Origin of the sequence: Desulfonatronovibrio magnus (assembly GCF_000934755.1) — a bacterium.
Lineage (GTDB): Bacteria > Desulfobacterota > Desulfovibrionia > Desulfovibrionales > Desulfonatronovibrionaceae > Desulfonatronovibrio > Desulfonatronovibrio magnus.
This window is the reverse complement of record NZ_JYNP01000015.1, coordinates 15,199-29,982: the sequence shown is the minus strand read 5'-3', so window position 1 is coordinate 29,982 and position 14,784 is coordinate 15,199. Positions and strand designations below refer to the sequence as shown.

General features: G+C 45.1%; 16 protein-coding genes. 11 read left to right on the top strand and 5 right to left on the bottom strand.

Going from position 1 to position 14,784, the window contains the following annotated elements:
• Positions 1–424 precede the first annotated feature (424 nt).
• From LZ23_RS01130 to thyX, 5 genes are all read left to right on the top strand, one after another.
• Positions 425–1,174 (top strand): YebC/PmpR family DNA-binding transcriptional regulator, encoded by a 750-nt coding sequence (locus LZ23_RS01130; protein ID WP_045210856.1) that lies wholly within the window; start codon positions 425–427, stop codon positions 1,172–1,174.
• Positions 1,175–1,192: 18 nt separating this feature from the next.
• Positions 1,193–1,711 carry a crossover junction endodeoxyribonuclease RuvC gene (gene ruvC / locus LZ23_RS01125; RefSeq protein ID WP_045210855.1) on the top strand — a complete coding sequence of 173 codons (519 nt, stop codon included), beginning with the start codon at positions 1,193–1,195 and terminating at the stop codon, positions 1,709–1,711.
• Positions 1,708–2,310 (top strand): Holliday junction branch migration protein RuvA, encoded by a 603-nt coding sequence (ruvA, locus tag LZ23_RS01120; protein ID WP_045210853.1) that lies wholly within the window; start codon positions 1,708–1,710, stop codon positions 2,308–2,310. The genes ruvC and ruvA overlap by 4 nt, the downstream gene beginning before the upstream one ends.
• 424 nt (positions 2,311–2,734) lie before the next feature.
• A complete protein-coding gene (gene ruvB / locus LZ23_RS01115) occupies positions 2,735–3,715 on the top strand; it encodes a Holliday junction branch migration DNA helicase RuvB (protein ID WP_045210851.1) in 981 nt (326 codons plus the stop codon).
• 75 nt (positions 3,716–3,790) lie between these two features.
• A complete protein-coding gene (thyX, locus tag LZ23_RS01110) occupies positions 3,791–4,516 on the top strand; it encodes an FAD-dependent thymidylate synthase (protein WP_045210849.1) in 726 nt (241 codons plus the stop codon).
• Here thyX and LZ23_RS01105 read toward each other — a convergent pair.
• Positions 4,462–5,463, bottom strand: coding sequence for a hypothetical protein (locus LZ23_RS01105; RefSeq protein WP_045210847.1), 1,002 nt, complete (start codon positions 5,461–5,463; stop codon positions 4,462–4,464). The genes thyX and LZ23_RS01105 overlap by 55 nt on opposite strands.
• 325 nt (positions 5,464–5,788) lie before the next feature.
• On the opposite strand from LZ23_RS01105, the gene ybgF reads away from it, so the two are divergent.
• The 6 genes from ybgF to LZ23_RS01075 all read left to right on the top strand — a co-directional run bounded on the left by ybgF (position 5,789) and on the right by LZ23_RS01075 (position 11,098).
• Positions 5,789–6,592, top strand: coding sequence for a tol-pal system protein YbgF (ybgF, locus tag LZ23_RS22085; RefSeq protein ID WP_052507007.1), 804 nt, complete (start codon positions 5,789–5,791; stop codon positions 6,590–6,592).
• Positions 6,593–6,626: 34 nt separating this feature from the next.
• Entirely contained in the window at positions 6,627–7,763 is a 1,137-nt protein-coding gene (dprA, locus tag LZ23_RS01095) for a DNA-processing protein DprA (RefSeq protein ID WP_045210846.1), read from the top strand.
• Between the two features lie 162 nt (positions 7,764–7,925).
• A complete protein-coding gene (locus tag LZ23_RS01090) occupies positions 7,926–8,306 on the top strand; it encodes a hypothetical protein (RefSeq protein WP_045210844.1) in 381 nt (126 codons plus the stop codon).
• Positions 8,306–9,142 carry an HDOD domain-containing protein gene (locus LZ23_RS01085; protein ID WP_157493067.1) on the top strand — a complete coding sequence of 279 codons (837 nt, stop codon included), beginning with the start codon at positions 8,306–8,308 and terminating at the stop codon, positions 9,140–9,142. Before LZ23_RS01090 ends, LZ23_RS01085 begins: the two co-directional genes overlap by 1 nt.
• A 131-nt stretch (positions 9,143–9,273) precedes the next feature.
• Positions 9,274–10,206: a GGDEF domain-containing protein gene (locus LZ23_RS01080; protein ID WP_045210841.1), complete on the top strand. Its 933-nt coding sequence runs from the start codon at positions 9,274–9,276 to the stop codon at positions 10,204–10,206.
• Positions 10,178–11,098, top strand: a complete 921-nt coding sequence (locus LZ23_RS01075; protein WP_045210840.1) for a tyrosine recombinase XerC — start codon at positions 10,178–10,180, stop codon at positions 11,096–11,098. Before LZ23_RS01080 ends, LZ23_RS01075 begins: the two co-directional genes overlap by 29 nt.
• 473 nt (positions 11,099–11,571) lie before the next feature.
• On the opposite strand, the gene LZ23_RS24480 is transcribed toward LZ23_RS01075, so the two are convergent.
• From LZ23_RS24480 to LZ23_RS01050, 4 genes are all read right to left on the bottom strand, one after another.
• Positions 11,572–12,516, bottom strand: coding sequence for a hypothetical protein (locus tag LZ23_RS24480; protein WP_198145871.1), 945 nt, complete (start codon positions 12,514–12,516; stop codon positions 11,572–11,574).
• Positions 12,517–12,581: 65 nt separating this feature from the next.
• Positions 12,582–13,574 carry a tryptophan--tRNA ligase gene (gene trpS / locus LZ23_RS01060; RefSeq protein WP_045210838.1) on the bottom strand — a complete coding sequence of 331 codons (993 nt, stop codon included), beginning with the start codon at positions 13,572–13,574 and terminating at the stop codon, positions 12,582–12,584.
• 172 nt (positions 13,575–13,746) lie between these two features.
• Entirely contained in the window at positions 13,747–14,385 is a 639-nt protein-coding gene (locus tag LZ23_RS01055; protein ID WP_045210837.1) for a site-2 protease family protein, read from the bottom strand.
• Positions 14,386–14,569: 184 nt separating this feature from the next.
• Entirely contained in the window at positions 14,570–14,749 is a 180-nt protein-coding gene (locus tag LZ23_RS01050; protein WP_045210835.1) for a hypothetical protein, read from the bottom strand.
• Between the last annotated feature and the right edge of the window lie 35 nt (positions 14,750–14,784).

Sequence of the window (14,784 nt, the reverse complement as noted above, 5' to 3'; positions counted from 1 at the left end):
CACGGGGACTGTAGCAACTTGACTGTTAACAGTTATCAGTTAATTGTTATTACTGGACAGTCAAAAGTTCTTGTGCAACCCCTTGGATTTATTGCCATTTTACAAGCTTTAGATATCCAGTCGTTTTCAAAGCCTAACCATTTGAAATCATAATGTTTTTTTCTTAAACTAATAACAATTAACTGATAACTTTTAACTCTCAAGTTATTAGTATATGAAAAAAATACATATGATTTCGGGTGGTTATGCTTTACGGGTGTCTGGATAGCTTTAGACCTGAAGAAGACCAGTAAATCCAGAGTGTTGCAATATAATTTTTGACTGTCCAGATCATAAATAAATAATTGAAAAAAATTGAAAACGCTAAGCGCCTGAAATAGTTTAAGTAAAATTGTAGTTATCTATATGATTCAAGGAGGAATGCATGGCAGGACATAGTAAATGGCATAATATTCAGCATAGAAAGGGCAGACAGGATGCCAAAAAGGGCAAAATATTCACCAAGGTGACCAAAGAAATTTTTCTGGCAGCGAGAACCGGTGGTGGAGATCCGGGTGCCAACAATCGACTGCGATCTGCCATAGACGCTGCCAAAGCTGTTAATCTCCCCAAGGACAAAATTGAAACCGCCATTAAGAAAGGCACTGGAGAACTGGCCTCGGAAAGCATTGATGAAGTGTTCTATGAGGGTTATGGTCCTGGCGGGGCAGCCATGCTCGTAGAAGCAGCTACGGATAACAAGAACCGGACGGTAGCTGAAATACGCCATCTTTTGAGTAAAAGCGGGGGTTCCATGGGAGAGTCAGGCTGTGTAGCCTGGATGTTTGATAATATGGGTGTGCTTTCCTTTGAAAAAGAAACTTATGGTGAAGAAGAAATTTTTGAAGCCGGCCTTGAAGCCGGTGTTGAAGATATCATAGATGACGGTGAGGTGTGGCAGGTGCGCTGTGCTCCGGAGAATTTTGCTGATGTAAAAAAGGTTTATGATGACGCAGGACTGAAATATGTTGAGGCCATGGTGACCATGGTACCCAAGAATACTGTTCAGGTGGACGTAGAAACCGGTCATAAGCTTATCAAGCTTTATGAAGCCTTAGACGATCATGATGATGTACAGAACGTATATTCCAACTTTGACCTGCCTGATGAAATTCTTAAAGAGCTGCAGGACTAAGGCGGGCCTGTTGCCTTTATGGGTTCTCAAGATAAAGACAGGTCAAAACTTGTTCTGGGCATTGATCCTGGATCGCGCTGTACTGGATATGGTATAGTACATGATGAATCTGGAAAACTCTCACTGGTTCAGGCTGGTACCATCAGGACTGAAACACTTGAGGAGATGAGCCTGAGACTGGCCAAAATTTTTCATGATATTGTCAAGGTAATCGGCGATTACAGGCCCCAGGAGGCTGCTGTAGAAGAGATTTTTACTGCCAGGAATGCTTCTTCAGCCCTGAAACTGGGACAGGCGAGAGGTGCTGCTGTGGTTGCATGTGCTCACCTGAATCTGCCGGTGTTCTCATACACGCCCACTATGGTCAAGAAATCCATAGTAGGAGTTGGCAGAGCAGATAAGGAGCAGGTCGCCTTTATGGTATCCAGGCTGCTGGGTAGCAGGAATAACTGGGCCAGGGATGCCAGTGATGCTCTGGCTGTGGCTGTCACTCATCTTAATCAGCGCAGGCTGGCAAAGCTTAAAGGCTGGAAATGATCGCATACATTCAGGGTACTTTACTCAGTACCAGAGAAAAATCATGTATAATCCTGACATCATCCGGCCTTGGTTATGAGGTGTTTCTGACTTCCCAGGGCATGAGCGAATTGCCGGGCAGAGGAGTGTCAGTAGAATTTTTCATCAGCAGCGTTATCAGGGAAGATTCATTTGATCTATATGGATTTTTAACTGAGGAGGAGAGAACAACCTTCAATGTGCTGTTGAATACACCCAAGCTTGGCCCCAAGACAGCCCTGGCCATTCTGAGCATCTACTCTCCGGACAGGCTGAAGACTGTTATCGCCTCTGAAGATGAAAGGATGCTGGCTCAGGTTCCGGGCATTGGAATAAAGTCGGCGCGCAGAATTTTAATTGACCTCAAGGACAAGCTAAACTTTGTTGCAGCTGATCAAGCTGCACCCAAAGCCCCTGTATACAAAGGATCGGTTCGCCAGGATGTCCTGGCCGGTCTTGTAAGTCTTGGATACACTACAGGCGAGATTACACATATTGTTGAGGCTGTTCTGGAAAATGAACCCGATCTTGACGTCAGTGCGGCTATCAGGGCAGTGCTTAAAAAAAAGGCTCAAGAATGAGGTGTTAAGCTTTAAGGCTGAAGGCTGAAGGCTGAAGGCTGAAGGGGGAAGGCTGAAGGCTGAAGGGGGAAGGGGGAAGGTTGAAGGGGGAAGGTTGAAGGGGGTTAAACTGTTACCAGTTTAATTCAACAGACTGTCATTTTGAAGAAGCGGCTGGAGCCGCAAGAATAAAGCGTCCTTAGGCTGGAGCCTGGGAACGAGAGGGTAAACCGGGCATCGGTTTTCAAAAAGGCTGCCTTTTCATTTGCCGCATGCCTTGTTAAACAGACGTAGTCTCCGTCGCAGACGGGTTTAACTGGGTTCCCCGGCAAGTGAAAAAACTTCTTTCTTCTTTTGCGCCCTTTGCGTCTTGAGTGAGTCTTCGAACGGGCGGTGAAACTATCTTTTTTTTGGGTTGTGGGTACAGCCTGCATTAGCATATTTTATGTCAAGTACAATAACCGATGACCATATCAGACCACAAACTTTAGACCAGTTTATCGGTCAGGACGATTTGCGCGCTAATCTGCGGGTTTATCTTGATGCTGCCAAAAGCAGAGGGCAGCATCTTGATCACTCTTTGTTATATGGTAATCCAGGTCTGGGCAAAACCACCATGGCCCAGATAATGGCCTCGGAACTTGGTGTGAATATTGTTTCCACTTCCGGGCCTGTGCTGGAGAGAAGCGCTGACCTGGCAGCCATACTGACCAACCTGAACAAGAATGATCTGCTGTTTATTGATGAAATACACAGAATGCCAGCAAGTGTGGAAGAGATTCTCTATCCGGCCATGGAAGATTTTAACTTAGATCTAATCATAGGCCAGGGGCCTGGAGCAAGAACAGTAAAGATCGAACTGGAGGCGTTCACATTAGTGGGAGCAACAACCAGACTTGGTTTACTCACATCCCCCTTGCGAGATCGATTTGGGGTCATATGTCGCTTGGAGTTTTATTCACCCCAGGAACTGGCTTTAATTGTCAAGCGATCATCCGGGGTATTCAAGGTCAAAATAACAGATGATGGTGCTTTGGAGATTGGGAAAAGGGCACGTGGCACCCCGCGCATCGCCAACAGGCTGCTGCGCAGGGTGCGTGACTTTGCTCAAATGGATGGTCAGGAAAAAATTGACGCCAAAACAGCTTCTGCGGCTCTTGATAGGATGGATGTTGATGCCTATGGGTTAGATCATATGGATCGCAATATACTTAGCTGTATCATCAAGCAGTTTTCCGGAGGTCCGGTGGGAGTTAAGACTCTGGCAGTGGCCTGTTCAGAAGAGGTGCGTACAATCGAAGAAATTTATGAACCATATCTGATTCAATGCGGATTTTTAAAAAGAACCCCAAGGGGCAGGGTTGTCACCCCCAGAGCATACAAGCATCTCAAGATTGTGAAAAAGGGCATGGTTTCTCTGGTATGATACATTGCAGCGAAATTAAAACAGCTGCGTCGCGGACATGGTCCACGTTTGACAGAGGTATAAAAAGGAATTCAGATGCCTGAATCAAGATTAGAAGTAAAACTGCTCAGCGGAACTCCCAGTGCCGTATCCCTTATTTATGCTGCTTTCAGGCAGTGCTACAGTCCAGGTTTTGCAGGTGAATTGTGGCCTCAACTACTAAGTGGTGATGTCTCTCAGGAAAAGCAGGCGGATTTTATCGGCAAAATTTTAGAGTCCGGGCATGACAGCCCTGTGGAGCATGTCTGCTATACTTTTGCGGTGCAGGGGATATCCAGAGCTTTGACTCATCAGCTGGTGCGTCACCGCATCGCTTCTTATTCACAGCAAAGCCAGAGATACGTTGATGCCCAGGATTTTCAATATATACTGCCCCCGGCTATCGCTGCTGTTCCAGAAGCAAAACAAAGATTTGAACAGTTTATGGGCGAGGTTGGCAGGGTGTATTCTGACCTGCAGAGCATGCTCACAAAAAGTGGGCGCGGTGCCAAGGCCAATGAAGATGCCAGGTTTGTGCTGCCCCAGGCCGCAGAATCCAAGGTAGTAATGACCATGAACTGCCGGAGCCTCATTCACTTTTTTGAGCTCAGGTGCTGTCGGCGCGCGCAATGGGAAATACGAAAAATGGCCTGGAAGATGCTGAAAATTTTGCGTATGGAGTTGCCGGTAATCTTCAGCAAGGCTGGTCCACGATGTGAGCGTCTAAGCTATTGCCCTGAAGGCAAGAAATTTACCTGTGGAAAAATGCCTTTAAAGTCCTGAAAAGTAAGCGGCCAGTCTCTTATGAAGGTGTGGATGACTACCTCACCCTGGTCCATATTGGTAAATTCTAAGTAAGAAACAAAGCGGGCAACAAAAATCAGCCAGATAAACAGCGGACAGATGATGATGGCAAGCTTGTTGCGCATGGGTTGTTCACTTCTGCTTATGCGCCAGAGTATTATGGCCATGATAATCAGGCTTAGAGAATAGACAGCCCCGGGTATGGCAATATAGTCATAAGTCAGTGCGTCCTCCATAAGCATGAACAGCCAGAGGCAGGTCAATGGAGAAAGAGCTGCAAACATAATGCCCCAACGTGCCCCAAAAGCCAGAGCAAAGCGGTAGTAATCGCGGCCAAAATCATCCCTGCTGCGTCTAAGCAGCAGATAAAGCATCCCTGTTACTGCTGCTGCAGCCAGGCTCAGCAAAAAGGCCTGGGCTGCAAGAGGAAGAAATATGGAGTTCAGGTCCGGGGCTATTTCAGGCAGGATGAGGAGTTCTCGATAAAAAGCCCAGCCCAAAAGTATCAGAAACGCTGTAGCACAAATATTGGCAAGGATGCCGATGGTCATGTGTAGAGCTTTGATTTTGCTGAGCGCTTTCCATGTAAAATAATATATGCTCATTAAAACAGAAGCAATAACAGACAAATAAAGACTGAAATCCCAGAATATTTCATATTCTATCCAGAAACCGCTGATATCAGGCAGAAAAAAATCCAGGATGTAGTGGGAAGCGGCCCAGGCTGCAGCTACTGCAAGGGTGACGGCATACACGAAAAGCAGGCCGATTCTGGCATATTGCTGGGCAAATTTGTGCATGAAAACTTTTTTGCGCAGGATTCCAGCAGCCTCACTAAGTAACGCCAGCGCCGGGAAGCCTGCAGCGCAGCCCAGCAAGAGTGCGGCAAGGCCGGTGAGCAGACCGTCATAAAGCGTATATTCCAAAATAACATTCTCCTTTTACTCAAAATCTGATCTAAGCCGTTAATTATGCCTTAAAACCGATTATCAGGCAAGAATTTATTCTTGAGGTATTTTGAAAGCTATGGTGTGGGCCTTGGAAAATAAGCTCGTGAGCAGCATAAAGAGTTATTCTCTGGACAGTCAAAAGTTTTTTTGTAATCTTTTGCTTTTATTGGCTTTTTGGCAGATCAGAATATCTTTTGGACCAGACCAGGTATCAATGTAAATTTATTGATATTTTTTCTTAGAACCAAGAACGAAGAACCAGGAACTTTGAACTCTCAAGTAAGCTAATTGGAGCTTTATTATGTATTCCAGGATGGTTATTTTTCTAATTTGTGCGGTATTTACCTACGGATGCACCTTGTATCCCGGAGGTGAAATAAGATCACACAAGCGTATGATTGATTCCCTTGAGGATCAGGTTCATGGCCAGCAATCTGCGATTGACTCCATCTGGGCTGAGTTAGAGGAACTCAGTACAGAGTTAGATCAGCTCAGAGATGAATCCGCCAGGCGGTTCATGTCCATCTGGAGCGAAGTAGAGTCACTTCAAACAAGTGTTGAGTCTCAGAGAACCGACCCTGTCAGCGAGTATATTAATTTGGGAGTAAATCTGGACCGAGAGCCAGCTCAAGCACCACCAGTGATGCAGTCCATGGCTGAAATTCAAGATCGAACAGAGAAGACTCAGGAAGTGCCACAGCCACAACGCAGCCAGGCACAACTGGGAGAATCAGAACTATACAGGAGTGCGCTTGATCTTTACTTTGCCGAGCGACCCGAATCTGCCAGGCTTGAATTCAGAGATTTTCTGGACAGGTTTCCCGAGAGCGCCCTTGTTCCAAATGCCTGGTACTGGCTCGCGGAAACCTATTATTTGCAAAATGATTATCCCAGGGCTATCTTGATGTTCAGAAGAGTTCTGGATAAGTTTCCTGAAGATCCCAAGGCTCCAGATTCACTATTTAAGATCGGCCTTTCATACCAGAGGCTTGGGGATGCAAGAAACGCCATGTTTTACCTTGGTATTTTGACTCAGGACTATCCTGAGTCAGAATCAGCAAGGCGTGCAGGTCCCTTGAAAGAGCAGTTAAGAAGCGAAACTTAGTTGATCCCAAGACAAATTTATAAGTTAAACCAGGATGACAGCTTATTCCAGAAATGATCAGATTTTTGCCTGCTTTGCCCTGCAATCTATAAAGGGCATTGGCCCCCGGACCTGGTGTAAAATTTTAGAGCACTATTTAAGTCCGGCACATGCATTGGCTGATAAATCCAGGTGGAAAAGCCTTGGGTTAATCAAGAAAAATCAGGAACGCGGTCTTGCTTCATCAGACTGGGAAACAGCTGCTCAATCCCAGTTAGAAAGAGTGCTCAGCAAAAATCTCAACCTGGTACTATGGTCGGACCCCCAGTATCCTGAAATGCTCAAACAGATTTACGATCCGCCAGTTGCTCTTTATTATAAAGGTGATATCAGCCTGTTGCAAAACCATGGCATTGCTGTAGTGGGCTCAAGGCAAAGTTCAGCTTATGGCCAGGAAATGGCCAGAAATATTTGCAGTGAACTGTCTAAGGCCGGCCTGACAATTATTTCCGGGTTTGCCTATGGGATTGATCGACAGGCTCACATGGCTTCAGTAGACAGTGCAGGAGGTACGATTGCTGTTCTTGGAACAGGAATTGATCTTATTTATCCAGCCATAAACAAGGACTTGTGGGTCAAGATCGAGGATTCCGGATTGATAATCAGCGAGCTTGAACCGGGATCCAAGCCTGAGGCGCGTAACTTTCCCTTTCGCAACAGAATTATCAGCGGCCTGGCGTTGGGGGTGCTGGTGATTCAGTCAGCACTGAAAAGCGGCAGTATGATTACTGCCCAGTTGGCTTTGACTCAGAATAAAGAGGTCTTTGCAGTGCCGGGTGCTGTGAATATGGAAAATTATGACGGATGTAATGAACTTATTCGTCAGGGTGCACATCTGGTAAGCAGAGGTGATGATATTCTGGAAGTTCTGGCCCCGGTTCTTAAGTCAGCTTTTTCGCACAACAAACTTAAGCCTTCTGAAAAAAGTCCGGGCAGACCTCAAGTGCCTCCGGATCTGCCGCAGGATGAGTCGCAACTGCTTAAGGCTTTGAGTTTGGATAAGCAGGTGCATATTGATGAGTTGACACAGAAACTTGACTGGCCCAGCCATAAGGTCAGCCAGGTTCTGGTTCAATTGGAAATTAAAGGTTTGATCAAAAGGTTACCTGGAATGTATTACTGCTCCAGGTAGACATATATTAGTTTTCCATTATGGGGTTGTGGAATCAGTACGCTTTATTTTTTTTGCCTGCTCAATATGTCTTTCGGGCCAGGCCGAATATCTGCCTGTATTTATTTCATGCAGTCAGGAACGAAGAACCAGGAACTTTGAACTCTCAAGGGAGTATATACCTTGCAGAAAATACCGCTTGACAAGGCCAAACCCGGAATGGTTCTGGCCAAGCCTATACTGAGAGATAACGGCATGGTGCTCGTGGCTGAAGGTACTGAAATTACCGATACCCTCATCACGCGTCTTGAAAACATGGATATCCCGTCCGTGGTTGTGCAGGGTCATCCTGTTGAAATGGAAGGTGTTGATCCACCTAAGACTTATAAGCAGCGTGTGCAGGAAATGGATCACCTGTTCAGGAATTTCAATGATGATCAGTGGATGACCAGAATGAAGCTCTTTTTAAAGGCATATTTCAAAAAAAAGATGGTTATGGAGGCTGCCCAGACCAGCACTTCACAACAGCCTGAAACTGATTCACCCTCAAAAGAGCAGAAATAATGCAGGATTTATATACTGAAAATAAAAAAATGGTCCTGTCGGTCAATGATTTGCCGACTCTGCCTACTGTGCTTGATGAGGTTACTGAACTTGTCCAGGATCCAAGCTCTTCCACGGATCAGGTTGCCAAGGTTATTTCTCAGGATCAGGTGCTTTCTGCCAAAGTTCTGAAGATGGTCAATTCGCCGATTTATGGATTTCCCAGAAGAATCAGTACAATACAGCACGCACTTGTACTGCTGGGTTTTAATGTAGTACGTGGTCTTATTATCAGTACTTCGGTTTTTGATGCCATGGCTGAGTCAATGATGGGGCTGTGGGAACATAGTCTGGGCTGTGCAGTGGCTTGTACTCAAATAGCAAAAGTAGCAGGCTTTAAAGATCCGGAAGAGTATTCTGTTGCAGGCTTGTTGCATGATCTGGGTAAGGTGGTTTCTGTTGTTCAGTTGCCTGATGTCAAAAAGCAGGTTGATGAACTGGTTAAACAAAAAGATATGAGCTATTATATGGCTGAAAAGGAAGTGATGGGTTTTTCCCATGATCGGATCAATGCCTGGCTGTCTGACCACTGGAATCTTCCATTGAGACTACGGGAAGGCCTGGTATGGCATCACAGACCCAAGTCAGCTCAGCATTTTCCTGATATGGCTTGTGTGGTGCATCTTGGTGATTTCATGTCTCGAGTTTTTCAGGTGGGCAACAGCGGAGATGATCAGATCAGTTACCTTAACAGGTACGTCTTCAAAGTATTAAACCTGAACCAAAGCGGTATCGTCAAGATTCTGGATGAGCTGGACAAAGAGTATGCAGACCTCAGCGGTTTTCGGCCTGATTAAGCCACGAGCTATCAGCTACGAGCCACGAACTACCAGCTACGAGCTAAGAGCCACCAGCTACCAGCTATAGGCCACGAGCCAGATTCCAGGGATTTTCATAGCCTTATAGCAAATGTGGTGAACAGTTACAAATGAATAAAGAAAAACACTTTTTTCTCATATCAGATGATGCAGATCTGTATCAAAACTTCAAGGATATCTACACTCAGGCTCAATGGACTGTTTTTGAGAGGGGTAGAGGGGCCATTGAGTTGATTTTCAACAATCCTCCTGATTTGCTCATAGTTGACAATAAACTTCAGGATATGGGGGGGATGGAACTTATCCGTATTTTCAAAAGTGAAAATGTCTACCGTCAGGTGCCGGTGATTATTTGCTTAGATATTGATGACTTAACATCTGAGCTTAATCTGACCCAGATAGAAGTTGATGATTTTCTTATGAAGCCCCTTGATCGTCAGCAGACCAGAATCCGTTTAGACCTGGTCCTGGCAAGAGCAGCATGGGAGTTGGATGCCAGTCCATTGACCAAATTACCTGGAAATACTTCAATTATCCAGAAAATACAGGATATGATGGACAGGAAGCAGAATTTTGCACTGGCTTATGCAGATCTTGATAATTTTAAGTCTTACAACGATAAGTATGGCTTTTCGCGAGGTGATGAGATCCTCATGATGACTGCAAGAATCATTGTGAACACCATCAGGGCCTTTGCCGGCATGGAGTCTTTTGTAGGGCATATTGGTGGTGACGACTTTGTGTTTATTGTGCCTCCGGATCAGGCTGAAAACGTTTGCCAGATACTTATTCGTAATTTTGACGGCATAGTTCCAAACTTTTATGATCCCGAGGATCGGGAGCGGGGGTTTATCAGATCCACTGACAGGAAAGGAAGTATTCAGGATTTTCCTATGATGAGCGTTTCAATCGCAGTGGTCTTTAACATTGACGGAGAGCTGAACCACTACGGTCAGGCTTCAGAAATTGCCATGAACCTCAAGAAAGTAGCCAAGAAAAGCCCTGGAAGCGCATATGTCCTGGACCGTAGAAAATCTTCCTGAAGAAATTCAAGCCTTTCTGGCTCATTTAGATATTGAAAAGGGATATTCCACCGCCACTGTTTCAGCATATGGCAGTGATCTGAGTCAGTTTGAACAATTTCTTAAGGAAAAGGGCAAAACTTGCGACAAGCCGCATGAAGTTGTGCGCAAAGATATCCATGGGTTTTTAACCAGCCTGCACAAATCAAAACAGTCCAAGTCATCCATGGCACGGAAACTGTCTTCGTTGCGGTCCTTTTTTGTTTTCCTCCTAAAGTATAAAAAGATTAGTGACAATCCATGCCAGGGTATCTCCAACCCCAAACAAGACAGACCGCAGCCGAGTTTTCTTAATGTAGACCAGGCAATTAATCTTATGGATGCTGAAGGCGATCCATCACCACGCTGGCTGAGAGATATAGCACTCGCTGAAATGCTTTATGGTTCAGGACTGCGGGTCAGTGAGGCCGTTGGTCTAAATATGGATGATGTTGATCAGTCCAGAGGTATGGTCAGGGTGCTGGGCAAGGGAAGGAAAGAACGTCTTACACCCATGACTGAAGCGGCAGTTGAAAGAGTCAGGCAATATATTAGGCAACGAAGTGCATTTAACCCTGATCCGAGAGAACAGGCGCTGTTTCTGGGGCTTCGAGGCAAGAGGCTAAATAGAAGAGAAGCGGCGCGAATTATTGACAAGCTGGCCGGAGAAGCCGCACTTCCGGAGAGAATCAGTCCCCACGGACTCAGGCACAGCTATGCAACCCATATGCTTCAAAGCGGTGCTGATCTCAGGAGTGTGCAGGAACTTCTGGGGCACAGCCGAATCTCTACGACCCAGCGTTACACACACTTAAATTTAGATGAGGTAACCAGTGTCTATGACAAGGCCCATCCCAAATCAGGAAATAAATAATCTGGTAATAGTTTAGGCGCTTAGCGGAAATTTCAAACAAACATGTTGTTTCATTTTCAAAGAAAGCCAAGAGGTTTTGCCCACGGAACACACGGAAGGACACGGAAAATGTCTCTTTTCTTTATTCAGTGTTTTTCCGAGTATTCCGTGGGTAGTCTCTTTTGCCCCGAAGGGGCCACTTTTTCCGTGCAGGGTCGCGGAAAAAGCTTAGTAACTTACCGCTTTATTCCTGTAGCAAAAAACAAGAAAGTTTTTTATCCTTGAAAGAGCAATAATGCCAAGGAACCTTATTCTTCAGCCTTCAGCCTTCAGCCTTCAGCGTGAAAAGTCCAGTTATAGCCACAACTTAACGTTGCTTGTTTAATTTGGGTTGCGGGTACAATCCGCGTTAGACCTTTGGATGTGGAACGGAGACTGGTTCTTGCGGGACCACTTGCCTCAAAGATCTTTGAAAAACTGCGTAGTGGGTATTATCATAAAGAAGTGGCTAAGATAACTGATATTATTGTTACCAATTGGGCAAAAATAAGACCTGTGGTCCAGCGCAAAACTTTTTGATTTCCCAGATAGATTTCTTTTGTAAGCTCAACTTTTACTTCTTCCACCCGCAGTCTGACCTGCTCAATATCTTTTGAAAGATCAGTTCTGAGCTGCTCGATATCTTTTGAAAGATCAGTTCTGACCTTTTCGATTTCTTTTGAGAGATCAGCTCTGACCTGCTCAATATCTTTTGAGAGATCAGCTCTGACCTGCTCAATATCTTTTGAGAGATCAGTTCTGACCTTTTCGATATCTTTTGAGAGATCAGCTCTGACTTTCTCAATATCTTTTGAGAGATCTGCTCTGACCTGCTCAATATCCTTTTTCAGTTCCGCTTTTACTTCTTCGACTTGCAGTCTGACCTGTGCAATATCCTTTTTCAGATCTGCTTTTACTTCTTCGACTCGCAGTCTGACCTGCTCAATATCCTTTTTCAGTTCTGCTTTTACTTCTTCGACTCGCAGTCTGACCTGCTCAATATCCTTTTTCAGTTCTGCTTTTACTTCTTCGACTTGCAGTCTGACCTGCTCAATATCTTTTCTCAACTCTGTTTTAGACAGTTCAATATCTTTAATCAGATCAGTTCTAAGCTGCTCAATTTCTTTTCTCACTTGTGCATTAGACTGTGCGATTTCAATTGACAGGTCAGCCCTGATCTTCTCAATATCTTTAATCAGATCTGACTTAATTAGTTGAATTTCCTTCTGCAGGCGCAGTTCTGACTGGCGAACCCCGCTGGCAGTTGCCATATCTTTGAGTTCCGGATATCGGTCTTCTAAGCTTTCAAAAGCATTGGCAATAATTCTGGCTCTGGTGCGATCGTCCTTGGCCTCAATAAGGCTGTCATAAAGGTCGATTACGAAAGCAGTCTGAGTCATAAAACTCCTCCATTGCTGCACGCAAAACAAAGTAATGATGATGTGCGAAGAATGAGCAGCAGTCCCTAAAAATCAAAATTCAGCTTCCTGCGAACAAGATCCATGGTTTTACCTGCTTCTTCGGCAGCACGCTGATTTCCTGCTGCAAGAATATCCTGGATAAGGTCTGGTCGATCATGGAGTTCTCTTCTTCTTTGTTGTAGTGGGCCGAGAAATTCTTCAAGATGGATCAGCAGCAACTTTTTACAGTCAACACATCCCCATTTGGCCTGAGTGCAATTTTCCCTTATCTCATCGCGTTTTTCTTTGGGAGTCATCAGCTGATGATAGGGATACATGTTGCAGATGTCAGGGTTTCCAGGATCAGATTTGCGCATGCGATTGGTGTCTGTAAGCATGGACATGACCTTGGGGCGGACTGAATCCATTTCTTCCCCCATATAAAGACAGTTGCCGTAGCTTTTGCTCATTTTGCGGCCATCAAGGCCAGGTAACTTGGAAGTTTCAGTAAGCTTGGCCTGGGGTTCAGGAAAAAAATCGCCATAAAGATAGTTGAATCTGCGTGCTATTTCCCTGGACAGTTCAAGATGTGGTAGTTGATCATGGCCTACAGGAACAAATTGCGGGCGGTATAAAAGGATGTCAGCAGTCTGCAGTACAGGGTATCCTAAAAATCCGAATGTGTTCAAATCCTTGCTGACCAGTTCCTGCTTTACTTCTTTATAAGTGGGGTTTCGCTCTAACCATCCCAGTGGGGTAATCATGCTGAGCAAAAGGTTCAGCTCAGCATGATCCTTGATCTGAGACTGCTGGAAAATTACGCATTTTTCAGGATCGAGACCGGCAGCATACCAGTCCTTGACCAATTCTCCAACAAAACTCTTTATCTTGTGCGGTTCTGCATATTCGCTGGTCAGGGCATGCCAGTCCGCTACAAAGTAATAGCATGAATAGTCTTTTTGAAAATCGACCCAGTTGCGAAGCACTCCAAAAAAATGCCCGAGATGAAGTGGCCCTGTAGGCCTCATGCCTGATACAACGCGAGTTTCCTGACTCATATGGTTAATCTCCGATTTCACTGCTCCCTGGCTATGATCACTGAATGACAGATCAAAAGATTCAATTTTAGCTTAAGGTCGCAAAAATTTAGAATTTATAAGAAGAGTTTCGAGCTTGGTATGAAATTATTTACTAATGCCTGCATGCAATTGAAAACTATAGTACAATCCGTCAAAGTACCAGTTTATAGACAAATTGTGCAACATGACTGAAAAGTCCTCGAAAAACACCGAGAAAAATCAGCAGGATGAGAATTATAAATCCATACTTTTCTAAGCTCATGTATTGACTGGCCAGCCTTCCTGGAAGAAATGTTGCCAGCATTTTACTCCCGTCCAGCGGGGGGATGGGAAAAAGGTTGAATATACCCAGTATAATATTGATGAGTATGCCATAAAAACATATGAGCATGGCCGGCCCCAGAAAGGCATCTGCGTAGCCTGCGCTCATAACACCCTGCATAAATCTGAATATATCAAAAAGCAGGTAAAAGATGACAGCCAGACCAAAGTTTGCCATGGGCCCAGCCAGTGATACCCAGAAAATGCCCTTCCTGGGATTTTCAAAGTAGGAAGGATTGATGGGCACAGGTTTAGCCCAGCCTATCATCCTGGTAACCACCAGAACGATGGTGCCCATGGGATCCAGATGCTTAAGGGGGTTAAGTGTTAGACGGCCTGCGTTTTTGGCAGTCGGGTCTCCAAACCTGTAAGCGACATAGCCATGGGCTACTTCGTGCAGTGTTATGCCTGCAAGAAGCGGAACTGCTACAATGGCCAGTTCCCGGAGTATTTGTGTGATGTCAAACATAATTTTGTAAAATTATCATCAAGAGGCTTCATGGGCAAGAAAAAAGTGTCGTCAGGTTTTGAGGTGGAGCCTGGAGCCTGCAGGCTATTAAATTACAGGCGGCTGGAAGCCGCCTCCACCTTGAAGAACTGTCCCATAGCTGGAAATTGAGACAGTCCTCGCAATGAAAAGTTAAAAAGTTTGATCAGCCCTTTTTCTTGGCCTCAAGCATGGCCTTTATGCGATTACGTTCCATGGTGGTTTCATTGATTTCGTGCTGGATGGCCTGAGATTCATCCCCTGACGCTTCAGCAAAATCTTTTTTCAGGCGCTCTAACTTTTTTTCAAGGCTGTATAGTTCAAGGGCAATCTGTCTGATGGACATGGTGTTTATCCTTTTGGCTGAAGCATTACACATTT